At 72.5% G+C, this 21,912-nt stretch carries 18 protein-coding genes and 1 pseudogene; 13 read left to right on the top strand and 6 right to left on the bottom strand.

Going from position 1 to position 21,912, the window contains the following annotated elements; genetic code table 11:
* Nucleotides 1-33: 33 nt before the first annotated feature.
* Nucleotides 34-864 (bottom strand): EI24 domain-containing protein, encoded by an 831-nt coding sequence (locus Q0994_RS07115; RefSeq protein ID WP_299530462.1) that lies wholly within the window; start codon nt 862-864, stop codon nt 34-36.
* A gap of 168 nt (nt 865-1,032) precedes the next feature.
* On the opposite strand from Q0994_RS07115, the gene Q0994_RS07110 reads away from it, so the two are divergent.
* The 7 genes from Q0994_RS07110 (at nt 1,033) to Q0994_RS07080 (ending at nt 9,212) form a co-directional block, all read left to right on the top strand.
* Nucleotides 1,033-2,187, top strand: a complete 1,155-nt coding sequence (locus Q0994_RS07110) for a mandelate racemase/muconate lactonizing enzyme family protein (RefSeq protein ID WP_299530460.1) — start codon at nt 1,033-1,035, stop codon at nt 2,185-2,187.
* Entirely contained in the window at nt 2,184-3,203 is a 1,020-nt protein-coding gene (locus Q0994_RS07105) for a zinc-binding dehydrogenase (protein ID WP_299530457.1), read from the top strand. The genes Q0994_RS07110 and Q0994_RS07105 overlap by 4 nt, the downstream gene beginning before the upstream one ends.
* Before the next feature lie 198 nt (nt 3,204-3,401).
* A complete protein-coding gene (locus Q0994_RS07100; RefSeq protein WP_299530454.1) occupies nt 3,402-4,376 on the top strand; it encodes a hypothetical protein in 975 nt (324 codons plus the stop codon).
* A gap of 5 nt (nt 4,377-4,381) precedes the next feature.
* Complete coding sequence (gene chvE, locus Q0994_RS07095; protein WP_299530452.1) at nt 4,382-5,488, top strand: multiple monosaccharide ABC transporter substrate-binding protein; 1,107 nt, start codon at nt 4,382-4,384, stop codon at nt 5,486-5,488.
* A gap of 44 nt (nt 5,489-5,532) precedes the next feature.
* Entirely contained in the window at nt 5,533-7,053 is a 1,521-nt protein-coding gene (gene mmsA / locus Q0994_RS07090; protein WP_299531297.1) for a multiple monosaccharide ABC transporter ATP-binding protein, read from the top strand.
* A 6-nt stretch (nt 7,054-7,059) separates the two neighbouring features.
* The gene (mmsB, locus tag Q0994_RS07085; protein ID WP_299530449.1) at nt 7,060-8,307 is read left to right on the top strand and encodes a multiple monosaccharide ABC transporter permease; all 1,248 of its coding nucleotides are present in this window, start codon (nt 7,060-7,062) and stop codon (nt 8,305-8,307) included.
* A gap of 305 nt (nt 8,308-8,612) precedes the next feature.
* Entirely contained in the window at nt 8,613-9,212 is a 600-nt protein-coding gene (locus Q0994_RS07080) for a DUF6313 family protein (RefSeq protein WP_299530446.1), read from the top strand.
* 489 nt (nt 9,213-9,701) lie between these two features.
* Here Q0994_RS07080 and Q0994_RS07075 read toward each other — a convergent pair whose 3' ends face one another.
* On the bottom strand, nt 9,702-10,130 hold the full coding sequence (locus Q0994_RS07075) for an organic hydroperoxide resistance protein (protein WP_299530444.1): 429 nt from the start codon (nt 10,128-10,130) through the stop codon (nt 9,702-9,704).
* 143 nt (nt 10,131-10,273) lie between these two features.
* A complete protein-coding gene (locus Q0994_RS07070) occupies nt 10,274-11,293 on the bottom strand; it encodes an NADP-dependent oxidoreductase (protein ID WP_299530442.1) in 1,020 nt (339 codons plus the stop codon).
* Nucleotides 11,294-11,541: 248 nt separating this feature from the next.
* On the opposite strand from Q0994_RS07070, the gene Q0994_RS07065 reads away from it, so the two are divergent.
* Nucleotides 11,542-11,991, top strand: coding sequence for a MarR family winged helix-turn-helix transcriptional regulator (locus tag Q0994_RS07065; RefSeq protein ID WP_299530440.1), 450 nt, complete (start codon nt 11,542-11,544; stop codon nt 11,989-11,991).
* A gap of 22 nt (nt 11,992-12,013) precedes the next feature.
* Here Q0994_RS07065 and Q0994_RS07060 read toward each other — a convergent pair whose 3' ends face one another.
* Nucleotides 12,014-12,694 carry a hypothetical protein gene (locus tag Q0994_RS07060; protein WP_299530438.1) on the bottom strand — a complete coding sequence of 227 codons (681 nt, stop codon included), beginning with the start codon at nt 12,692-12,694 and terminating at the stop codon, nt 12,014-12,016.
* Between the two features lie 270 nt (nt 12,695-12,964).
* Here Q0994_RS07060 and Q0994_RS07055 point away from each other — a divergent pair, with 270 nt between their 5' ends.
* A complete protein-coding gene (locus Q0994_RS07055) occupies nt 12,965-13,531 on the top strand; it encodes a hypothetical protein (RefSeq protein WP_299530436.1) in 567 nt (188 codons plus the stop codon).
* Here the strand turns inward: Q0994_RS07055 and Q0994_RS07050 are convergent.
* Nucleotides 13,494-14,783, bottom strand: a pseudogene (locus Q0994_RS07050) (MFS transporter); the annotation flags it as partial. The gene Q0994_RS07055 and the pseudogene Q0994_RS07050 overlap by 38 nt on opposite strands.
* Nucleotides 14,784-15,274: 491 nt before the next feature.
* Here Q0994_RS07050 and Q0994_RS07045 point away from each other — a divergent pair.
* Both Q0994_RS07045 and Q0994_RS07040 read left to right on the top strand, forming a co-directional pair.
* Entirely contained in the window at nt 15,275-16,312 is a 1,038-nt protein-coding gene (locus Q0994_RS07045; RefSeq protein ID WP_299530434.1) for a rod shape-determining protein, read from the top strand.
* Between the two features lie 319 nt (nt 16,313-16,631).
* Nucleotides 16,632-18,152 carry a GAF domain-containing protein gene (locus Q0994_RS07040; protein ID WP_299531295.1) on the top strand — a complete coding sequence of 507 codons (1,521 nt, stop codon included), beginning with the start codon at nt 16,632-16,634 and terminating at the stop codon, nt 18,150-18,152.
* 97 nt (nt 18,153-18,249) lie between these two features.
* Here the strand turns inward: Q0994_RS07040 and Q0994_RS07035 are convergent, their stop codons facing one another.
* The gene (locus Q0994_RS07035) at nt 18,250-18,681 is read right to left on the bottom strand and encodes an Lrp/AsnC family transcriptional regulator (RefSeq protein ID WP_299530432.1); all 432 of its coding nucleotides are present in this window, start codon (nt 18,679-18,681) and stop codon (nt 18,250-18,252) included.
* A gap of 171 nt (nt 18,682-18,852) precedes the next feature.
* On the opposite strand from Q0994_RS07035, the gene Q0994_RS07030 reads away from it, so the two are divergent.
* Both Q0994_RS07030 and Q0994_RS07025 read left to right on the top strand, forming a co-directional pair.
* Nucleotides 18,853-20,064, top strand: a complete 1,212-nt coding sequence (locus tag Q0994_RS07030) for a nitrate/nitrite transporter (protein ID WP_299530429.1) — start codon at nt 18,853-18,855, stop codon at nt 20,062-20,064.
* Nucleotides 20,065-20,285: 221 nt separating this feature from the next.
* A complete protein-coding gene (locus Q0994_RS07025; protein ID WP_299530426.1) occupies nt 20,286-21,845 on the top strand; it encodes an acyl-CoA synthetase in 1,560 nt (519 codons plus the stop codon).
* Nucleotides 21,846-21,912 lie beyond the last annotated feature (67 nt).

The raw sequence follows: 21,912 nt of genomic DNA, 5'->3' as shown, positions 1-21,912 counted from the left end.
CCGCCCTGTTCCCGCGTCAGCCCTGTTCCCGCGTCAGCCGGAGACCGGCCGGAACGGGCTCCCGGCGTCCGGCCCGCCGCCACGGCGGGTGTCGGCGTCCGCGTCGGCGTCGGCGTCGGCGTCGGCGTCCGCGTCGACCAGGTCGCGGACCAGCAGCGTCGCCCCGGCGACCGCTCCCGGCATCAGGAACACCGCGACCACCGGCACCAGGAACGCGAGGGTGAGCGGTACGCCGAAGGAGAGCACCAGCAGCTTGCGGCCCCGGAGCAGGGCGAGCCGTTCGCGCAGTTCCACCCCGCGCCGCTGGAGCGCCACCGAGGTCAGCTCCTGGGCGAGGAAGTAGCCGGAGACGCAGAAGCCGAGGACCGGCACGACCGTCTGGCCGATCACGGGCACGAACCCGAGGGCGAACAGGACGATCCCGTACAGCGCGACCCTCAGCAGCACGCGGACGGAGTCGCGGGCCGAGATCCAGATCTCGCGTCCGAGCGACAGCCCCGACTCGGGGACCTCGCCGCCCCGGTCGCGGTCGACGTCCTCGGAGAGCGACTCGTAGAACGGCTGCCCCACCAAAAGCGTCACGGCGGTGAAGGTGATGACCGCGAGGAATATCCCGAACACGAAGACCAGCGCGGTCAGCGTGTTGCGGATCAGCCCCTGCCAGGGCGAGGACCAGTCGTCGGCGAACGGGGTCGCCCAGCCGGCCAGGTCGTCGGCGCCGTAAGCCAGCCCGACCAGCGCGCCCGCGTAGACCACGAGCGTGATGAGCCCCGGCAGCAGGCCGAAGCCGAGCTTCCGCCCGCGGCGGACGACCCACCGCTGCCCCTTGACCAAGTACCCGAAACCCGCCGCGAGATCGCTCATGGCGCCAGCGTACGTGGGCCCGCCGACGGTCCGCGCCGGGACCGTGCCCGGGTGCCGGGAACCGCTCTCTGCGCGAACCATTGACATGCTCCGGACCTCGTCCTACGGTCACGCCCAGCATTTCGAACGAGTGACGGTATTTCGAACAAGCCTGGAGGGCCAACTCCCGTGCGCATCACCGGAATCACCACCCATGTCGTCGGCACCCCGTGGCGCAACCTCACCTACGTCCAGGTGCACACCGACGAGGGCCTCACCGGTGTGGGCGAGACCCGGATGCTCGGCCGGACCGACGCCCTGCTCGGCTATCTGCGCGAGGCGTCGGCCAACCACATCACCGGCTCGGACCCGTTCGCCGTGGAGGACCTCGTGCGGCGGATGAAGTACGGCGACTACGGCCGGGCCGGCGAGATCGTGATGTCCGGCATCGCGGTGGTGGAGATGGCCTGCTGGGACATCAAGGGCAAGGCGCTCGGGGTGCCGGTCTGGCAGCTCCTCGGCGGCAAGGTGACCGACCGGGTGAAGGCGTACGCCAACGGCTGGTACACCACCGAGCGGACCCCCGAGGCGTACCACAAGGCGGCCACCGCGGTGCGGGAGCGGGGGTACCGGGCCCTGAAGATCGACCCGTTCGGGACCGGGCACTTCGAGCTCGGCCAGGAGGAGACCCGCTACGCGGTGTCGCTGATCGAGGCGGTCCGTGACGCGATAGGCCCGGACGCGGAGCTGATGCTGGAGATGCACGGCCGGTTCAGCCCGTCCACGGCGGTGCGGATCGCCCGGGAGATGGCGCCGTTCCGGCCCGCCTGGCTGGAGGAGCCGGTGCCGCCGGAGAACCTCAAGGCGCTGGCGAAGGTCGCCGGCAAGGTGGACCTGCCGATCGCCACCGGTGAACGCATCCACGACCGGATCGAGTTCCGGGAACTCTTCGAGTCGCAGGCCGTCGACATCATCCAGCCGGACGTCGGCCACATCGGCGGCATCCTGGAGGCGCGCAAGCTCGCGGCGACGGCCGAGACGCACTACACGCTGATCGCCCCGCACAACGTCGGCGGTCCGGTGCTCACCGCGGCCAGCCTCCAACTGGCCGGATGCACACCGAACTTCAAGATCCTGGAGCACTTCAACGACTTCGCGGACGCGGAGATCAAGAAGGTCGTGAAGGGCGCGCCCCAGGTCGACCCCGCCACCGGCTGTTTCGAGCTGTCGCACGCGCCGGGGCTCGGCGTGGAGCTCGACGTGGACGCCGCCGCCGAGTTCCCCCAGCAGCAGGCGAAGTTCGACCTGTGGGCCGAGGGCTGGGAGAAGAGGCAGCCGAAGTGAGCGCTCCGTCACGGGCGTTGACGGTGGAGCGGCCGGGCAGCCACCGGCTCGACCACCTGCCGGTGCCGGAGCCCGGCCCCGGCGAGGTCCGGGTGCGGGTGGCGGCGGCCGGGATCTGCATGAGCGACCGCGAGGTGTACGACGGCCGGCGCGCCCCCGGTTACGTCACCTATCCGGTGGTGCCGGGGCACGAGTGGGCCGGCACCGTCGAGGCGGTGGGCGAGGGGGCCGATCCCGCCCTGCTGGGGCGGCGGACCGTCGCGGAGGGGTTCCGCTCCTGCGGGCGGTGCGACCGGTGCCGGGAGGGCGAGACCTCGCTGTGCACCGCGGGGTACGACGAGACGGGGTTCACCCGGCCCGGCGCCTTCGCCGACCACGTGGTGGTGGCGGAGCGGCTGCTGCACCCGCTGCCCGACGACGCCGACCTCCGTGCCGCCGCGCTGCTGGAACCGGCCGCGGTGGTGGCCGCCGCCGTCCGGGCCGGCGCGCCCGAACCGGGGGCGCGGGTCGCCGTGGTGGGGGCGGGAACCCTCGGGCTGCTCGCGGTGCAGTTGCTGGCCGCGGTGTCGCCCGGCGAGCTGACCGTGATCGACCCGCGTGCCGAACGGGCTGTGCTGGCCATGGAGTTCGGGGCGGACGCGGCCCGTTCGCCGAAGGAGGCGGAGGAACTGCACGGCCGGTTCGACCTGGTGGTGGAGACGGCCGGGGCCCCGACGACCGCGGCGGACGCGTGCCTGCTGGCGCGGCGCGGTGGCCGGGTGGTGCTGACGGGGATGTTCGGCGCGGGCTCGCTGGGCATCGACCCGGTCCACCTCTCGGTGAGCCAGCTGACCGTGCGGAGCGTGTTCGGGGCACCGTCGTCGGCCTGGTCGTACGCGGTGCGGGCGTTCGCGGCCGGGGTGCTCGATCCCGCGCCGCTGATCACCCACACCTTTCCGCTGGAAGGGTTCGCCCAGGCCCTGGCGCTGGTGGGCAGCGGGGACCCGGCGACCGGGAAGGTGCTGCTGTGCCCGTGAACGGGACGGGGCCCCCGCCCCTCCTTCCGCCCCCACCGCCCTGATCAGGGACGCCGCGCCACGTCGCCGTACCCGTCCACGCACACGCCCGCGCACCCCGTCCGGTGTCCCGGACGCGCCGCGCACCCGAAGACGACCCGCCGGCCGTCGACCCGGCCCCCGCCGGACCGCTGACCGGCCGAACGCGAAGGACCAGCCGTGACCGACGCCCCGACCACCCTCCCCCGCCGTCCGGGGGAGGCCGCGCTCACCCCGCTGGGGCTGGGCGGACCGGCCCTCTGCCCCGAGGACGCCTCCCCGCATGCGTTCCCCGACGGCGGCCGCTGGCGCACCGAGGTGCCCTCCGTGGAGGGCCCGGAGGTGCTGAACACCGTGCTGGAGGAGGCCGGACGGCTCGGTGTCCCGGTGCACCGGATCAGCCAGGGCAGCGGCGTGTGGATGCTGACCGACGACGAGATCACCGAGATGGTGGGGCGCTGCACCGAACGGGACGTGGAGCTCTGCCTGTTCACCGGCCCGCGCGGCACCTGGGACGCGGGCGCCTCGGTCCGCACCGACTCCGGCGGCGCCGGACTGCGGGCGCGCGGCCACGACGCGCTGGCCGGCTGCGTCGAAGACGCCCTGCGCGCCGCCTCGTTGGGGGTGAAGTGCCTGCTGGTCGCCGACGAGGGGGTGCTGTGGACCCTGCACCGGCTGCGCGAGGCGGGCACGCTGCCTGCCGACACCACCTTCAAGGTGTCGGCGCTGATCGGGCCGGTCAACCCGGCCGCGTTCGCCGTCTTCGAGGGGCTGGGCGCGGACTCGGTCAACATCCCCTCCGACCTGACCCTCAGCCACTTCAGCGAGATCCGGCGGGTGTCGCGGGCCCCGATGGACCTGTACATCGAGGCGCCCGACGACCTCGGCGGCTACGTACGGATGTACGAGGTCGCCGAGCTGGTCCGCCGCGGCGCCCCGCTCTACCTCAAGTTCGGTCTCGCCAAGGCCCCCGGCATCTACCCCTACGGCCGCCACCTGCGGGACCTCGCGCTGAACACCGCCCGGGAGCGGGTCCGGCGCGGGCGTCTCGCCCTCGATCTGCTGGCGCGGCACGGCGCCGACGGCGACATGTCGCCGCTCGGCTCACGCCTCCCCGGCGCACTGAACCGGTTCCCTCTCACCCCGAAGGACTGACCCCCATGCGCAGCACACGAGCCGCCGCCGTGCTCACGGCCGTCACCCTGTCCCTCGCCCTCGCCGCCTGCGGCCAGAGCGGCGAGGGCGGCAGCAAGCAGGACAAGAAGGGAGCCGAGGGCGCCACGGTCGGCATCGCCATGCCCACCAAGTCGTCGGAGCGCTGGATAGCCGACGGCAGCAACATGGCCGCCGAATTCAAGAAGCTCGGCTACAAGACGGATCTGCAGTACGGCGAGGACGACGTCGACCAGCAGGTCTCCCAGATCGAGAACATGATCACCAAGGGGGTCGACGTCCTGGTCGTCGCCGCGATCGACGGCCGCGCGCTCGGCGACGTGCTGCGGCAGGCCGGCGAGCAGGGCATCAAGGTCATCTCGTACGACCGGCTGATCCTCGGCACCGAGAACGTCTCCTACTACGCCTCCTTCGACAACGAGAAGGTCGGCGAGCTGCAGGCCGGCTACCTGGTCGAGAAGCTCGGGCTGAAGGACGGCAGCGGAAAGGGGCCGTTCAACATCGAGCTGTTCGCCGGCTCGCCGGACGACAACAACACGCGGTACTTCTTCGAGGGCGCCTGGAAGACCCTCAAGCCGTACATCGACAGCAAGCAGCTCGTGGTCCGCAGCAAGCAGACGAAGCTGGACCAGATCACCACCCTGCGCTGGGACGGCGGCACCGCCCAGAAGCGCATGGACGACCTGCTGACCTCCGCGTACTCCTCGGCCGACGTGGACGCGGTGCTCTCCCCGTACGACGGGATCTCGATCGGGATCATCTCGGCGCTGAAGTCCGACGGTTACGGCACGAAGGCGAAGCCGTACCCGCTGGTCACCGGCCAGGACGCCGAGGTCGCCTCGGTGAAGTCGATCATCGCGGGGCAGCAGACCCAGACCGTGTACAAGGACACCCGTGCGCTCGCCAAGCAGGCCGTGCAGATGGCCGACGCGGTGCTGAACGACAAGAAGCCCGAGGTCAACGACACCACGACGTACGACAACGAGAAGAAGGTCGTGCCGGCCTTCCTGCTCGACCCGGTCAGCGTCGACAAGTCCAACTACCGCGCCGAGCTGGTGGATTCGGGCTACATCAAGGAGAGCGACCTCTCGTGAGCGGTTCCGCCCAGACAGTGGCCGGCGCTCCGCCCGTGCTGGAGATGCGGGCCATCGGCAAGACGTTCCCCGGCGTGCGCGCCCTCAGCGACGTGACCCTGACGGTCGCCGAGGGCGAGGTGCACGCGGTCTGCGGGGAGAACGGGGCCGGCAAGTCGACGCTGATGAAGGTCCTCAGCGGCGTGCACCCGCACGGGAGCTACGAAGGGGAGATCCTCTTCCGGGGCGATCCGTGCGCGTTCAAGGACATCCGGGCGAGCGAGGCGCGCGGCATCGTCATCATCCACCAGGAACTCGCCCTGGTGCCCTACCTCTCCATCGCGGAGAACCTGTTCCTCGGCAACGAGCACGCCCGGCGCGGCATGATCGACTGGAACGAGACGCTCCGTCACGCCGCCGAGTTGCTCGCCCGGGTCGGCCTGGACGAGCATCCGCAGACCCGCGTAGCCGATCTCGGCGTGGGCAAGCAGCAGTTGGTGGAGATCGCGAAGGCGCTCGCCAAGAAGGTGCGGCTGCTCATCCTCGACGAGCCGACGGCCGCGCTCAACGACGACGACAGCGAGCGGCTGATCCTGCTCATCAAGGAGCTGAAGCAGCAGGGCATCACCTCGATCATCATCTCGCACAAGTTGGGCGAGATCGCCGCCGTCGCGGACTCCGTCACCGTGATCCGCGACGGCCGCACGGTCGAGACGCTGGACGTGCACGCCGAGTCGGCGACGGAGGACCGGATCATCCGGGGCATGGTGGGCCGCGATCTGGACCACCGCTTCCCGCCCCGGACCCCGTACACCGGGGACGCGGGCGCGCATCCGGCGCTGGAGGTCCGCGACTGGACCGTGCACCACCCCATCGACCAGCACCGCAAGGTGGTCGACCAGGTCTCCTTCGAGGTCCGGCGCGGCGAGATCGTCGGTCTCGCCGGCCTGATGGGGGCGGGCCGCACCGAGCTGGCCATGAGTCTGTTCGGGCGCTCCTGGGGCCGCAACATCAGCGGCACGGTCCTGCGCGACGGCCGTGAGATCCGCACCCGCACGGTCCCCGAGGCCATGGGCCACGGCATCGCGTACGTCACCGAGGACCGCAAGCAGTTCGGTCTCAACCTCATCGACACCATCGGCCGCAACATCACCCTCGGCGCGCTGCCCAAGGTGGCGCGGCGGGGCGTGGTGGACGGGCACGAGGAGACCCGGGTCGCCGAGTCGTACCGGAAGTCGATGAACATCAAGGCCCCGAACGTCTTCGAGCAGGCCGGCCGGCTGTCCGGCGGCAACCAGCAGAAGGTCGTCCTCAGCAAGTGGATCTTCGCCGGTCCGGACGTGCTGATCCTGGACGAGCCGACGCGGGGCATCGACGTCGGTGCGAAGTACGAGATCTACACCGTCATCGACCGGCTCGCCGCGGAGGGCAGGGCGGTGGTCCTGATCTCGTCGGAACTGCCCGAACTGCTCGGCATGTGCGACCGCGTCTACACGATGGCCGCCGGGCGGCTCACCGGGGAGGTTCCGCGTGCGGAAGCCACCCAGGAGCTCCTGATGCGCCACATGACCCGCGACAAGAGGTAACGCCAGATGTCCCCCACGACCACCACCGCGGGCAAGTCGCCCGGCCCCGCCGACGCCCGTCCGGGGAGCGACGGCGCCCGGACCACCGGCGCGCTGCTCCTGGAGTCGGCCCGGCGCAACATGCGCCAGTACGGGATGCTCATCGCGCTCGTCCTGATCGTCGTGCTGTTCGAGATCTGGACCGAGGGCGTCCTGCTCCGGCCGAACAACGTCACCAACCTGGTCCTGCAGAACAGTTACATCCTGGTCCTCGCCATCGGCATGATGATCGTCATCATCGCCGGGCACATCGACCTCTCCGTCGGCTCGCTGGCCGCCTTCGTCTCGGCGGCCTGCGCGGTGATGATGGTCGAGCACGACGTGCCCTGGGTGCTCGCCCTCGTCCTGGCCCTGGTGCTGGGCGCGGTGGCGGGTGCGTGGCAGGGGTTCTGGATCGCGTACGTCGGCATCCCGTCGTTCATCGTCACCCTCGCCGGGATGCTGCTGTTCCGCGGCGGCACCCAGATCCTGCTGGGCAGCCGCTCGCTGGGGCCGTTCCCGGAGGGGTTCCAGAAGATCTCCACCGGCTATCTCCCGGAAGTCGGGCCGGAGACCAACTACCACAACCTGACCCTGCTGCTGGGGCTGGTGGTGCTCGCCGTCGCGCTGCTCCAGGAGGTCCGTGACCGCCGCCGGCAGCGCGCGTACTCCCTCGAAGTCCTTCCGAAGGGCCTGTTCCTGGCCAAGTGCGGGGCCATCGTGGCGGCGGTGCTCGCCTTCACGATGACCCTGGCGAGCTACCGGGGCGTCCCCGTCGTCCTGCTGCTGCTCGCGGCGCTGCTGATCGGCTTCGGCTACGTGATGCGCAACGCGATCATCGGCCGCCACGTCTACGCGCTCGGCGGCAACCAGGCGGCGGCGAAGCTGTCCGGGGTCAAGGACAAGCGCGTCATCTTCCTGGTCTTCGTGAACATGGGGGTGCTCGCCGCGCTGGCGGGCGTCGTCTACGCGGCCCGGCTGAACGCGGGCGTCCCGCAGGCCGGCACCAACTTCGAGCTGGAGGCCATCGCGGCGGCGTTCATCGGCGGTGCCTCGATGAGCGGCGGCGTCGGCACGGTCTTCGGCGCGGTCATCGGCGGCCTGGTGCTCGGCGTGCTCAACAACGGCATGTCCCTGGTCGGCATCGGCACGGACTACCAGCAGGTCATCAAGGGACTGGTGCTGCTGGCGGCCGTCGGATTCGACGTGTGGAACAAGCGGCGCGTGGGCGCCTGACCATCCGGCGCCCGGCACCGCACGGCCGCAGGGCCTCTCCCCGAATCGACTCGGGGAGAGGCCCTGCGGTGTTCCTGCCAGGCAGTCGCCGAGCTGGCCTCACCGCCTGAGTCTGAATTTCGCACCGGTGTGAGAGAGTTGGCGACGCCTTCGGTCCTCGTGGTGCAGAATTCCAGCCAGCCTTGAGGGCATGGCGCCCAGGGGGCGGCTGTGCGGACAAACGGGGGGCGCGCGTGTTCGGAGGACCCATACCGGTCCCAGGAGATCTGAAACTGGCCTCGGGAAAAGGCGGAGTCCGCCGCACCGTGCGACGGGCGTGGCGTTCCCGCAAGGCACTCAAGGGAGTCACCCAGTGGCTCATCGACTGGGGAGTCCCACTGGTGGCGGGCGCCACCGCTCTCTACGTGTACGCAGCGAGCGCCACCTCCCCGAGCTCCGTCTACCGGTCTTTCACCTTGATAGACGCCCCGGCGAAGCTCCCGCTGTGGTTGTCCTCCGTTGTCGGGTGGCTTCTCGTCCCGGCGGTCATCGGCGGCGTGGCAGGCCAGGTGATATCGCAGCGCATCAGCAATGTGAAGGCCACTCCGACCGCGAGGCTCTTCCGCAAGCGCCGGTGGGGGCAACGCCTTCGGCCCCCCGGAGTCATACCGGATCTGCGGAGGTATTTTCACGGTACGTACGCACAGCAGAATTTCGTCGACGCCTGGGTACGCGTCGCGCACCGCAACGACTGGTCGAGAGCACAGGACCACTGGGAAGTTTTCGTCCGAGACATGCTGTCCACACCGCAGTACGCGCACCTGGACAGGCATGAATGCCTCAAGCAGGCGAAAGACACCGCTCACCTGGGCCTGGTGATCACAGCCCAAGCGGGCATCTGCATCGTGTGCGAAAGGCGGCGCTGAGTGCAGTCCGAAGACGCTGTCGAGATAATCCGTGCCTCACTCGCTCTGGCGTTCCCCGGCGCGACCGTGGACGGCCTTTCGAAAGCGGCGGAACTCGTAGTCAGATGGGGCAGCGAAGGCGTGGCCGAGGACCTCGACCGGGCTCTCACGCGGCGCATGCTGGCAGACCTGACCGCAGTGACACAGAGCCCTGACATCGACCTCGCCGATCCGTACTGGGAACGCGGTGGACCACCCGCTCCCTATCGCACGTGGTCACGTCCCGCAGAGTCGGAGAACCTGCCTTTCCGTCGCCGCCCCCCGGGCCCGGACGATGTCATTCCGCCAGGTGGTCACCGGCCCGCCCCGCCCGCATCCGGCTCCTGAACTCGTCCCGCCCCTTCCTGAAGGGCAAGACGAGAAGCGCCGACCGGAAGAGACAACACGGCAGGGCCGTCGTCCCAGCTTTCCGGGACGGCGGCCCTGCGGTGCTCCTGAGGGTGCGGACGGTCAGCCGACCGTCAGCTCCACGTTGATGTTGCCGCGCGTGGCGTTCGAGTACGGGCAGACCTGGTGGGCCTTCTCGACGAGGGTCTGCGCGGTGGCGGTGTCGACCTCGGGGATGGTGACGTGGAGTTCCACGGTCAGACCGAAGCCGCCGTTGCCGTTCTTGCCGATGCCGACGTGGGCGGTGACCCGGGAGCCGGCGACGGACACCTTCTCCTGGCGGGCGACGACGCCGAGCGCGCTCTGGAAGCAGGCCGCGTAACCGGCCGCGAAGAGCTGCTCGGGGTTGGTGCCGTTGCCGCTGCCGCCCATGGACTTCGGCGGGTTGACGACGACGTCGAGGTTGCCGTCGTCCGAGGACACCCGGCCGTCCCGGCCGTTCTCGGCGGTGGCGACGGCGGTGTACAGGGGTTCGATGTTCTCGATGGCCATGCTGTTCTTTCCTCCTGCTGATGCGCCGCGGTTCGCGCCCACGGACCGCGGCGGCGTACGGACGAGTCTGCCGGGCGCCGGGCGTGCGGGGAAGACCCCGTACGCTCCGCCGCCCGCGTCGGACGGGGCGGGGGACGGTCGGACTAGGCGAGGGAGACGATCATCTTCCCGGTGTTCTCGCCGCGCATGAGACCCGCGAACGCCTCGAAGCCGTTCTCGATGCCCTCGACGAAGGTCTCGTTGTACTTGAGCTCGCCGGAGGCCAGCCAGCCGCCGACCTCCTCGACGAAGCGGGGGCGCAGGGCGGTGTGGTCGCCGACCAGCATGCCCTCCAGCCGCAGCCGCTTGCCGATGACCAGCGCGAGGTTGCGCGGGGCCGGGGTGGGCTCGGTGCTGTTGTACTGCGCGATCATGCCGCAGATCGCGGCGCGGCCGTGCACGTTGAACGACGAGATGGCCGCTTCGAGGTGCTCGCCGCCGACGTTGTCGAAGTACACGTCGATGCCGTCGGGGGCCGCCTCGCGGAGCTGGTCGCGGACCGGGCCCTTCTTGTAGTTGAAGGCGGCGTCGAAGCCGTACTCCTCGATGAGGACCTTGACCTTCTCGTCCGACCCGGCCGAGCCGATGACGCGGGAGGCGCCCTTGAGCTTGGCGATCTGGCCGACCTGGCTGCCGACGGCGCCGGCCGCGCCGGAGACGAAGACCGCGTCGCCCTCCTTGAACGAGGCGACCTCCAGCAGACCGGAGTACGCGGTGAGGCCGGTCATGCCGAGCACGCCGAGGTAGGCGGAGAGCGGCGCGACGCCGGAGTCCACCTTGGTCGCGTACTGGGCGGGGACCTCGGAGTACTCGCGCCAGCCGAGACCGTGCAGCACGTGGTCGCCGACCGCGAAGCCGTCCGCGTTGGTGGCGACGACCTCGCCGACCGCGCCACCGTCCATCGGGTGGTCCAGCTTGAACGGCGGGGTGTACGACTTCACGTCGTTCATCCGGCCGCGCATGTAGGGGTCGACCGAGAAGTACAGGTTGCGCACGAGGATGCGGCCCTCGGCGGGCTCGGACACCGGCGCCTCGCGCAGCGCGAAGTCCTCGGCCTTCGGCTCGCCGTGCGGGCGGGCGACGAGGTGCCACTCACGGCTGGTCTCGGGAAGTGCTGCAGACATGGGCTCGGGGTCTCCTCAACGTCGTGCGGATGGAACGTCGTACGGATGGCGTCGTGCGGATGAAGCCCTCCCCGGCGGGTAGGGGGTCGCGGAACGACCCCGTCCGGGCCGGTGGCGGACGCCCGGCGGGCCGCCGGGAACAGGGGTCCCGACGGGTGCCGGAAGCAGTGCCGAAAAAGCTTCATGACGTGAAACAACCATGCTCCTGCATATTTCACTTTGTCAAGTAACTGGGTATCCTGGCTTCCATGGCCACCCCGCGCACGGACCCCGTCACCCTCGAAGTCGTCGAGCTGATCGGCACCGTCGTCGCGCGCTACTACGAGGAGTACGACCGGGCCGCCGCCGCCCACTCACTGACCGGCGCGCAGGCCCGCGTGCTGGGCCTGCTCTCCCTCGAACCTATGCCCATGCGGAAGATCGCGCAGAAGCTGAAGTGCGAACCGTCCAACGTCACGGGGATCGTCGACCGGCTGGAGGTGCGCGGTCTCGTCGAGCGGCGGCCCGACCCGTCCGACCGCCGGGTGAAACTGGCCGCACCGACCGAGAAGGGCTCCCGCACCGCCCGCGAGCTGCGCGGATCCCTGCACTTCGCACGGGAGCCGCTGGCCGGCCTTACGCACGCCGAGCGCACGGTGCTCCGCGATCTGCTGCGGCGGATGGTCGGGGACGACGCCCCGGACGCGGTCGCGCCCTGACTCCGACGGCCCGTGCGGACCGTCAGCACCACCACTCGAACCAGGAGCACGAGGGCTCCGCCGGTGACACGGCCGGGGTCGGGGTGGGGCTCGGCGCGGCAGAGGTGGGCGGGGGCGTGGCGGAGGTGGTGGCCTCGGTCGGCGCGGCGGTCACCGGCGTACCCGTGGGGGCCGGGGGCGCCGGGGGCGGGGCCGTGGTCGTCCGCACGGCGGGCGGGGAGGAGCCGGCCGCGGGGCCGGTCGCCGACGACGGGGAGCCGGTCCTCTGTGCCGGGCGCGGCGCCGAGGCGGACGGCGCCGGGCCGGTCGCGGACGCGGAGACCGGGACCGCGGAGGGGCCGTCGGCGGGGGCGGAGCTCCCGGTCCGCCCGCTCGGCGGGGGGACCGGACCCGGCGCGGCGCTCTCCTCGGCGGTGTCGTCGTGCAGCATCTCGCTGATCCCGCCGCCGTCCGGCTCCACCGCCAGTTCGGCCAGGCTGAGGGCACCGGCGGCCAGCACGACCCCGACGACGGACAGCAGCACGGTGCGGCGCCGCCGCCGGTGCGCCCGGCGCGCACGCCTCCTCGGCGGCTTCTCCCGCTCCGGCCGCCCGCCGGGCGGCACGGCGGCGGACCCGGCGGTCAGGGCTTCGGCGGGGGTGCCGCACCCCGCGCAGGCCAGAGCGCCGTTGAGATGACGTCGGCACGGGGTGCAGTAGTCCATGGCGTCCGAAGCGTAAGCGGGCCCGCGGCGCGCGAAACCGTCACCGGCGTGAGGATCCTGTGAGAAACCGACGGCCGTCCCCGTGCCGTCGCCCCCCGAACGCACCCCCGTCCCACCGCCCCCGCCCGCCCCGCCCTCCGCACGGCCTGCCCACCGCACGGCGGGTCCGCCCGGCCGCCGCACGGGGCCACCGCCGTACGGGGACCGCCGCCCGCCGGAGCGTTCGCCGCACGCGGGCCGACCGCTCCGGACACGGGGAAGATGGACGCCATGACCGCCCACGCCCCGTTCGGGCCGCTCCAGTTCCAGCTCGTCCTGCTCCGTCGGATGGCCGACCACCAGCCGGATCTGGTCGAGGACGCCCGGCACGAACTGAGCGCCTCGCTCGCCGACATGCGCGAGGCGAACCGCCGGTGGCAGGCGATGGTGCGCGGCCCCGGCGGACGCGGCGTGCTGCGCCGCTACCGCTCGGTCCTCGGAGAGCCCGAGCGGTCCGTACGACGGCGGGTCGGGGACCTGGAGTGCGACGCGCTGACCTGGCGGGTGCCGCTCTGGTCCGACCTCCGCTTCGAGGTGATGGCCGGACCGGGCGGCGCGGTGTGGAACGCCTGGCTGGTCCGCGCCCCGGGCGCCCCCGCCCCCGCACTGCGGTCGGCGGCCGACCTCGCGCCCTGGTCGTGCACCGTGGACGAGGTGGCGCGCGCCTTCGACCCGGTCCGGCCGATGGAGGGCAGCGCCCCGACCCGCTGGGCGCTCGCCTTCACCGACCCGGCCACCGGCGCGCCGCACGTCGCGGAGTTCACCTGGGGTCTGTTCCAGCGGCTGCTGCCGGGCTGACGGACCGTGGCGGCAGCGTCCTGCCCAACCGGGCGAGCGGCGACAGGAGCATCAGCAGCGGCGACAGCATCATGCCCGCGGCCGCTGCCAGGAGCCCGGCGCGCAGGCCCCACTCCAGCCCGAGGAACCCGCCGAGCAGCGAACCGAACGGCGTCAGCCCCATCCCGAGGCAGGTGATCGTGGCGGCCACCCGCCCCTGCATCGCGTGCGGGGTGACCGCCTGCCGGATGCCCATGACGGTGACGTTGACCAACTGCCCGAAGGCGCCGAAGACGAGGTTGACGAGGACGAGGACGGCGATCGTCGCCGTGCCGGAACCGTGCAGGGCGGGCACGGCGAGCAGCGCCCCGTCGCCGATCGCCGCCGCACCGACCAGCACCGGTCCGTGTCCGAGCCGGGCCGGCAGCCGGGCGGCGAGCAGCGAGCCCGCCAGCGCGCCGGGCCCGGTCGCCGCGAGCACCAGCCCGACCGTGGAGCCGGACAGCCCCAACTCCCTCGGCAGGAAGAGCAGATAGACGGTCATTGTGGCCGCCAGGAAGAACTGGAAGGCCGCCGAGGCGAGGCACACGGTCCGCAGCGAGCCATCGCCGACGACCAGCCGGACCCCCTCGGCGATCCGCCGCCCGACCCGCACGGGCCGCCCCGCTGCCCGCTTCCCGCCGGCCGCGCCGGGGACCGGCTCGGTGCGGCGCATGGAGCGGGCCGACAGGTACGACCCGGCGAAGAACAGCGCCGCCGACCCGAGGGCGACCGGCGCGGTCCCCAGCGAGACCAGTGCGCCGCCGAGCGCCGGCCCGCCGATCTGGGCGGCGGACCGGCTGCCCTCCAGCGCCGCGTTGCTCCGGGTCAGCCGGTCCGGCGCCACCAGCCGTACCGCCGACGCCTGGTAAGCCACGTCGAAGTAGACCGACAGGGCGCCCACCGCGAAGGCGAGGGCGTACAGCACCGGCAGCGACGGCCCGTCGAGCCCGCCGACGAGACAGCCGGCGGCGACCACGATCAGCAGCAGGGCGCGCCCGGCGTCCGCCGTCATCATCACCGTGCGGGTGCGCCACCCGTCCACCCACGCGCCGACGAACAGCGCCAGCAGCAGCACCGGCGCCTGGCCCACCGCCCGCAGGACGCCCAGCTCACCGGGACCGACGTGCAGGGTGACGACGGCGAGCAGCGGAAGGAGGACCAGCGTCGCGTGCTCCCCCACCTGGGAGGCGGTCTGGCAGGCCCAGAGGCGACGGAAGTCACGGTCCCCCCACGGGCCCCGTGCTCCGCGGGAACGGAACGGATGGGCGGAGAGTCGCGGATCGGGTACGGCACCGGGCACGGGCGGCACGGAAGACCCCTTCGGTCGCGGGAACGAGGGCCCGCCGGCCCGCGCGCACGCCGGAGGGACGCGCCGGTGACCGGGCGGGAAAGGACTCGCTGTGCCGCGCTGCGGAGGCGGCACGCGATGACGGGCCGCGCAGTGCGGCCCTCGATGTCAACGCGCGCCGGGACGACCGGGCATGTTCCGCTCCTCGGGGGTCTGGTCCGCACACCCTAGGGCCGGCCGGACCGCCGCGGAACCGAATTTCACCGGCTCCCGCACGACAACCCCGGCAGCCCTCCGCGGGCCCCCGGCCCCCGCCGGTTCCGGGCCCCCGACGGCGTACCCCAACGCGCGCCGGGGCCGGGGCCCCGCGACGATGCGAAGGACAGCCGGCTGCCGCCGGTCCGCCCCCTCCAGCGCTCTCGGGAGACCCTGCCGTGACCGTCAGTCTTGAGCAGTTGCGCCGTTGCCACGTCGCCGTCGACCTCGGGGCCGCGAGGACCCGTGTATACGTCAAGGGGCTCGGGCTCGTCGTCGACGAACCGAGCGTCGCCGCCGTCAACACCCGTACCGGCTCACTGATCGCGGTCGGGGCGCTGGCCGAGCAGATGACCGGCCGTACGCCGGGTTACATCCGGGTGGTGCGCCCGGTGTCCGGCGGCACCGTCGTCGACATCGAGATGGCCCAGCGGATGCTGCGCCACCTGCTGGGCGAGAAGCTCCGCAGGCAGTTGCGGCGCAAGCCCCGGCTGCGCGCGGCCGCCTGCACCCCCCACGACAGCGACCCCCTGGCGCAGCGCGCGACGGTCGAGACGCTGGTCGGGCTCGGGGCCCGGCGGGTCGAGTTGGTGGACACCCTGATCGCGGCGGCCGTCGGCTGCGGGCTGCCGGTCGAGCAGCCGACCGCCACCATGATCATGGTGTGCGGGGCGGCCGCCACGCAGATCGCGGTGCTCTCGCTCGGCTCGATCGTGACGGCGGTGCGCATCCCCGTCGGCGGCGAGGCGATCGACCGCGCGGTCATCCAGCACCTGCGCCAGCACCACCAGTTGATGCTGCCGAGCCAGTCGGTCCGCCCGCTCCAGCTCGCCCTCCGCGGCAACGGCCTGACGCTCCAGGGCCCGGCGTTGACCGAGATCCACGGCCGCGACGTGGCGACGGGCCTGGCCCGGACGGTGCAGGTGGACACCGCCGCCGTGCGGCAGGCCATCCACACCCCCCTCACCGCCGTCCTGGACGGCCTCGGCAAGGTGCTGCGCGACTGCCCGCCGGACCTGGTGGCCGACCTCGCGGACCGGGGCATCATGATGGTCGGCGGCAGCGCGCTGCTTCCAGGGTTCGACCAGATGCTGCGCGACGCGACGGGGATGCCGGTGCACATCGCGGAGCGGCCCGACGTCTGCTCGGTGCTCGGCCTCGGCGCCATGCTGGAGGGCAAGATCGAGCCGATGGTCCTCAACCCGCTGGCGGGCTGACCCTCCGGATCGGGCGTTACCCATGACGGACGACCGCGTGCCTCCCGAAAACCACCGGAACGCCGAGAACGCCGCGAGCGCTGAGAACGCAGAGCACGCCGAGAGCGCCCAGCACGCCGAGAGCGCCGGGAACACCGGGAGCGCCGCCGGCACCGGGAACACCGATGACCCCGGCGCCGACAGCGCCGGGGTTTCCGGCCGCCGCCCCGGCCCCCCGGAACGTCCCGGCACGGCCGCGGACGATCCGCCCGGCTCCGCGGCGGAGCGCCGCACCGACGGGGGCCCGGCGGACGACGAGGCGTCGGGGACCCGGCTGGCGATGCTGCTGGAGGCGATCCTCACCGTAGGCTCGGACTTGGATCTGCCCGGCACGCTCCAGCAGATCGTCACCACCGCCGCGGCCTTGACCGACGCCCGCTACGGGGCTCTCGGGGTGCTGGACCAGGAGCGCGGCCGGATCACCGAGCTGTACTCGACGGGGATGACCGCGCAGGAGCGGGAGCGGATCGGCCATCTGCCCGAGGCCCGCGAGGGCGTGCTCGGCGTCCTCCTGCGCGACGCCCAGCCACTGGTCGTCAAGGACCTCGCCACCGACCCCCGTTCGGGCGGGATGCCGCCGGGGCACCCGCCGATGCGCACCTTCGTCGGGGTGCCGGTCCTGGTGCAGGACGAGGTCTTCGGCAACCTCTACCTCGCCGAGAAACGTCACGGCCACTTCACCACCACCGACCTGGCGCTGCTGCGGTCGCTCGGCACCAAGGCGGGCATCGCGATCGGCAACGCCCGGCTGTACGGGACGGTGCGACGGCGGGAACGCTGGATCGAGGGCGCGGCGGCGGTCACCACCGCACTGCTGTCCGGCACCGACGCGGGCGAGGCGCTGCTGACGGTCGCCGAACGCGCCCGGGTACTGGCGGACGCGGTGGCCGGGGTGATCCTTCAGCCCACCGAGGCGGGCGGGATGAAGATCGTGGCCGCCTCCTCACCCGACGACCCGGACGGCATCGTCGGCGCGGTCATCGAACCCGGCACCCCGGTCCTCGAACAACTCCTGCGCGGCGAACCCGTGTTCATCGAGGACTCGGCCACCGACCCCCGCATGACGACGCCGGTGCGCTCGCGCTTCGGGCCCAGCATGATGCTGCCGCTGCACGACGACGGGCGTCTGCTGGGCACGCTGGCGCTGCCCCGCCGCCGCGGCGACCGCCCGTACACCTCCGCCGACCGGCTGCTGGCCACCCAGTTCACCGCGCACGCCGCCCTGGCCCTGGTGATGGCGGGCGCCCAGCACGACCGGGAGCAGCTCGCGGTGTACGAGGACCGCGACCGGATCGCCCGCGATCTGCACGATCTGGTGGTGCAGCGGCTGTTCGCCACCGAGATGCTGCTCGAGTCGGCGCGCCGCAGGTCCGGGCCGGGCGCGGCCCACGACCTGCTGGGGCGGGCGGTGGACGAGCTGGACTCGACGATCCAGGAGGTCCGCACCGCGATCTTCACCCTGCAGCAGCCGCCCGCCGAGGCGCCGGCGACGCTGCGCGGACTCGTGCTGCGCGAGACGGCGGGCGCGGGGGCGGTGCTGGGGTTCCAGCCCTCGGTCCACTTCACCGGCGCGGTGGACGCGCTGGTGAGAGAGGAGGACCGGCAGCCGCTGCTGGCGGCGCTGCGCCGGGCGCTGGCCGCCGCCCACCGCAGGCCGGGGGTGTCGGCCATCGAGGTCGAGGTGGACGTGACGTCGAAGCTGGCCGACGGGCGGGCCGCGGTGCGGCTGATGGTCGCGGACGACGGCACCGAGGAGGACGGCACCCCCTCGGCCACCGTGACCTGGCAGGCGGCGCTCTGAAAGGGCCCCCTCCGTGGGCAGATCGCGCCCTCCGGCACAGATCCGGGCGTGCGGGTCCGGGCGCGCGGGTCCGGGCGCGCGGGTCCGGGCGGGTGGGTCAGCGCGACGGTGCGGCCCGCAGTGCCACCCGCGTGTTGGAGTGCGCGACGCCCGCGTCGCGTTTGAGCCGCTTCAGCAGGGCGTCCAGGGCACCCGGGTCGGCGGCGGTGGCGCGGACGAGATAGTCGTGCGGCCCCGTCACGTGGACCAGCTCGGTGATGCCGGGCAGCATCAGCACGGCCCGTTCGAACTCCTCGTTGGTGGTGTCCAGCCGCAGCGACACGTCGATGAAGACGACGAGTCCCGACCGGGTGTCGGCGGCCGGGTCGATGATCACGGTGAATCCGCGGATCACGCCGTCGCGCCGCATCCGGCGCACCCGGTCCCCGGCGGCATTGGCGCTGAGGCCGACGCGAAGGCCGAGGTCGCGGTACGAGATCCGCGCATCCTCCTGGAGGATGGCGAGAATTTCCCTGTCCAACCGGTCCATACCGCGATTGTCGCAGCATTTGGTGGTTCGTGACGGTGGAGCGCCCGCGGGAGCGGCCATTGCGACCGCCCCGGCCCCGTGCGGCGCACCGGGCTCCGGGCCTCCGCGACACGTCCCCCGTACGGCGCAGTCCGACGCGCAACCGTCTTCGGCCCGCCCTTGACTGACCCTGTGGACACCACCGTGAAGGCCCCCGCGCCCCGGGCCGACAAGCCGTCGGCCGCTGCCTACCGGAATCTCGTCGTCGCGACGGTCGGTTTCGCCCTCACCTTCTGGGCCTGGAACCTCGTCGCACCGCTGTCCGGCGAGTACAAGGACGGGCTGGGGCTCAGCTCGTTCCAGCAGTCGTTCCTGGTGGCGGTGCCGGTGATCGTCGGCTCACTGGGCCGTATCCCGGTGGGCGCGCTGACGGACAAGTACGGCGCGAAGATCATGTTCCCGGCGGTCTCCGCGCTGACGATCATCCCGGTGCTGCTGCTGATCCCGGCCCGGGACACCTACTGGGCGATGCTCGTCGTGGGCTTCTTCCTGGGACTGGGCGGCACGACGTTCGCCATCGGCATCCCGCTGGTCAACTCGTGGTTCCCGCCCTCCGACCGGGGGCTGGCGCTGGGCGTCTTCGGCATGGGCATGGGCGGCGTGGCCCTGTCGGGGTACTTCACGCCCCGCCTCGCCAAGCACTTCGACAACCTGCCCAACTTCGTCGTGGCCGGAGCGCTGGTGGTGTTCGCGCTGCTCGCCGCCGTGATGCTGAAGGACCGCCCGGACCGGGCGGTCCCGCAGGACAGCCTGGGCCACCGGCTGGGCGAGGCCGGCAAGCTGCGGGTCACCTGGGAGCTGTCGGCGCTGTACGCGATCGGCTTCGGCGGCATCGTCGCCTTCGGCGTGTACCTGCCGACGTATCTGAAGACCTGGTACGAGATGTCGCCCACCGAGGCGGGCACCAAGGCGGCCGGGTTCGCACTGGTCACCGTCATCTTCCGGCCGATCGGCGGCTGGCTGTCGGACCGCATCCACCCGGCCGTGGTGACCGCGGCGGCCCTGCTGATCTGCGCGCTGATGGCGATCGTCCAGGCGTTCGACCCGGACCTGAATCCGCTCGGCACGATCGCACTGCTGGTCATGGCGGCGGGGCTCGGCATGGCCAGCGGCAGCGTCTTCGCCCTGGTCTCCCAGGTGACCCCGCAGCCGAAGGTGGGCAGTGTGACCGGCATCGTCGGCGCCGTCGGCGGCCTCGGCGGCTTCGTGCCACCGCTGGTCATGGGCGCGATCTACAGCGCCAAGGACAGCTACTCGATCGGCTTCATGCTGCTGTCCGACCTGGCGCTGGCGGGCGCGGTGTACTCGTACGGGCGGATGCGCTCCCTCAAGCGCGACGCCTGACGCCGGGCCCGCCCCGCGCCGGGACACCGGGCCGGCGGGCCCCGGCGTGGCCTCCGACCGCGGAACCGTTCACCCGGCACGGGCGTCGTGGCGGGATCAGCCGGGCACCTCGCCTTTCCCGACCGGAGCAGCCAGGCAGGCGTCGCACCACCTCACACGCGGCTCGGCGCTCGCGCGGGAACGGATGTACGGCGGAGGGCTCGGGCTCTATGGTCGGCGGTGTGACCCCACTTCTTCCCGCACTCCAGGACCCCTCCCACCCGGCGGCCGCCCGCGAGGCGGTCCGCTTCGGCGGACTCTCCCTCTCGTACGCCGGGCTGGCCGCGCTGTCCGGCGGGCTCGTGCCCCGGATCGCGGGCGCGGGCCGGGTGGCCGTCTGGGCCACGCCCACCGCCGAGACCGTCGTCGGGGTGGTGGCGGCGCTGCTGGCCGGCGTACCGGCCGTGCCGCTCAACCCGAAGACGGGCGCACGGGAACTGGCCCACATCGTGGCCGACAGCGCGCCCGCCCTGGTGCTGGCCGCGCCGGACGTCGAACTGCCCGAGGCACTGGCCGGCGTCGAACGCGTCGATGTGCTGGTGGAAGGTGAGCCGGCGGATGGCACGTCGGTGGCAGGCGTGTCGGCGGATGGCACGTCGGTGGATGGCCAGCCGGTGGAAGGCGGCTCCGGGCCGTCGGGGGCGACGGACGCGGTGTTCGCCGAACCGTCTCCGGAGTCCGCCGCGCTCGTCGTGTACACCTCCGGCACCACCGGCCCGCCGAAGGGCGCGGTCCTCCCCCGCCGGGCGCTGGCCGCCAGCCTGGACGCTCTGGAGGACGCGTGGCAGTGGACGGACGACGACGTCCTCGTGCACGCCCTGCCGCTGTTCCACGTGCACGGCCTGATCCTCGGCGTCCTCGGCCCGCTGCGCCGGGGCGGCTCGGTACGCCACCTCGGGCGGTTCAGCGCCACGGGCGTGGCCCGGGAGCTCGCCACCGGCGGCACCATGCTGTTCGGCGTGCCGACCATGTACCACCGGCTGGCCGAGGTGCTGACCGCGCCGGATGCGGACGAGGAGACCGCGGCACTCACCAAGGCGCTGGCCGGGGCCCGGCTGCTGGTCTCCGGCTCGGCGGCGCTGCCGGTGCACGACCACGAGCGGATCGCGGCGGCCACCGGGCGCCGGGTCATCGAGCGGTACGGCATGACGGAGACGCTGATGAACACCGGCGTCCGGGCCGACGGCGAACCCCGACCCGGCACCGTCGGTCCGCCGCTGGCCGGTGTCGAGCTGCGGCTGGTCGAGGAGGACGGCACGGTACTGACCGGCACCGACGTGATCGGTGAGATCCAGGTACGGGGCGCCAACCTCTTCAGCGGTTATCTGAACCGGCCTGAGGCCACTGCCGAGGCACACGCCGAGGGCGGTTGGTTCCGTACCGGCGACATGGCGACGCTCGACGCGGACGGCTACGTGCGCATCGTGGGACGCAAGGCCACCGACCTGATCAAGAGCGGCGGTTACAAGATCGGCGCGGGCGAGATCGAGAACGCGCTGCTCGACCACCCCGGGGTCCGCGAGGCGGCCGTGACCGGCGAACAGGACCCGGACCTGGGTGAGCGGATCGTCGCCTGGGTGGTCCCCGCCGACCCGGCCGCGCCTCCGGGCGAGCAGGAGCTGGCCGACCATGTGGCGGGACTGCTCGCGCCGCACAAGCGGCCCCGGACGGTGCGCTACCTGGACGCGCTGCCCCGCAACGATCTCGGCAAGATCATGAAGCGGGCCCTCGGTGGCGGCTGAGGGGACGGCGCGGCGGTGGACGGCCCGTGAGGCCGTCGCCGCCGTCGCCGACGCCGGGTCCTTCACC

The organism is uncultured Streptomyces sp., from assembly GCF_947488945.1.
Lineage (GTDB): Bacteria > Actinomycetota > Actinomycetes > Streptomycetales > Streptomycetaceae > Streptomyces.
This window is presented reverse-complemented; position numbering and strand designations above follow the sequence as displayed.

Excerpts from the sequence above, each read along its gene's own strand:
- Q0994_RS07115 (WP_299530462.1), bottom strand. The coding sequence starts at position 864 with ATGAGCGATCTCGCGGCGGGTTTCGGGTACTTGGTCAAGGGGCAGCGG.
- chvE (WP_299530452.1), top strand. The coding sequence starts at position 4,382 with ATGCGCAGCACACGAGCCGCCGCCGTGCTCACGGCCGTCACCCTGTCC.
- mmsA (WP_299531297.1), top strand. The coding sequence starts at position 5,533 with ATGCGGGCCATCGGCAAGACGTTCCCCGGCGTGCGCGCCCTCAGCGAC.
- mmsB (WP_299530449.1), top strand. The coding sequence starts at position 7,060 with ATGTCCCCCACGACCACCACCGCGGGCAAGTCGCCCGGCCCCGCCGAC.
- Q0994_RS07075 (WP_299530444.1), bottom strand. The coding sequence starts at position 10,130 with ATGGCCATCGAGAACATCGAACCCCTGTACACCGCCGTCGCCACCGCC.
- Q0994_RS07070 (WP_299530442.1), bottom strand. The coding sequence starts at position 11,293 with ATGTCTGCAGCACTTCCCGAGACCAGCCGTGAGTGGCACCTCGTCGCC.
- Q0994_RS07065 (WP_299530440.1), top strand. The coding sequence starts at position 11,542 with ATGGCCACCCCGCGCACGGACCCCGTCACCCTCGAAGTCGTCGAGCTG.
- Q0994_RS07060 (WP_299530438.1), bottom strand. The coding sequence starts at position 12,694 with ATGGACTACTGCACCCCGTGCCGACGTCATCTCAACGGCGCTCTGGCC.
- Q0994_RS07055 (WP_299530436.1), top strand. The coding sequence starts at position 12,965 with ATGACCGCCCACGCCCCGTTCGGGCCGCTCCAGTTCCAGCTCGTCCTG.
- Q0994_RS07040 (WP_299531295.1), top strand. The coding sequence starts at position 16,632 with ATGCTGCTGGAGGCGATCCTCACCGTAGGCTCGGACTTGGATCTGCCC.
- Q0994_RS07035 (WP_299530432.1), bottom strand. The coding sequence starts at position 18,681 with ATGGACCGGTTGGACAGGGAAATTCTCGCCATCCTCCAGGAGGATGCG.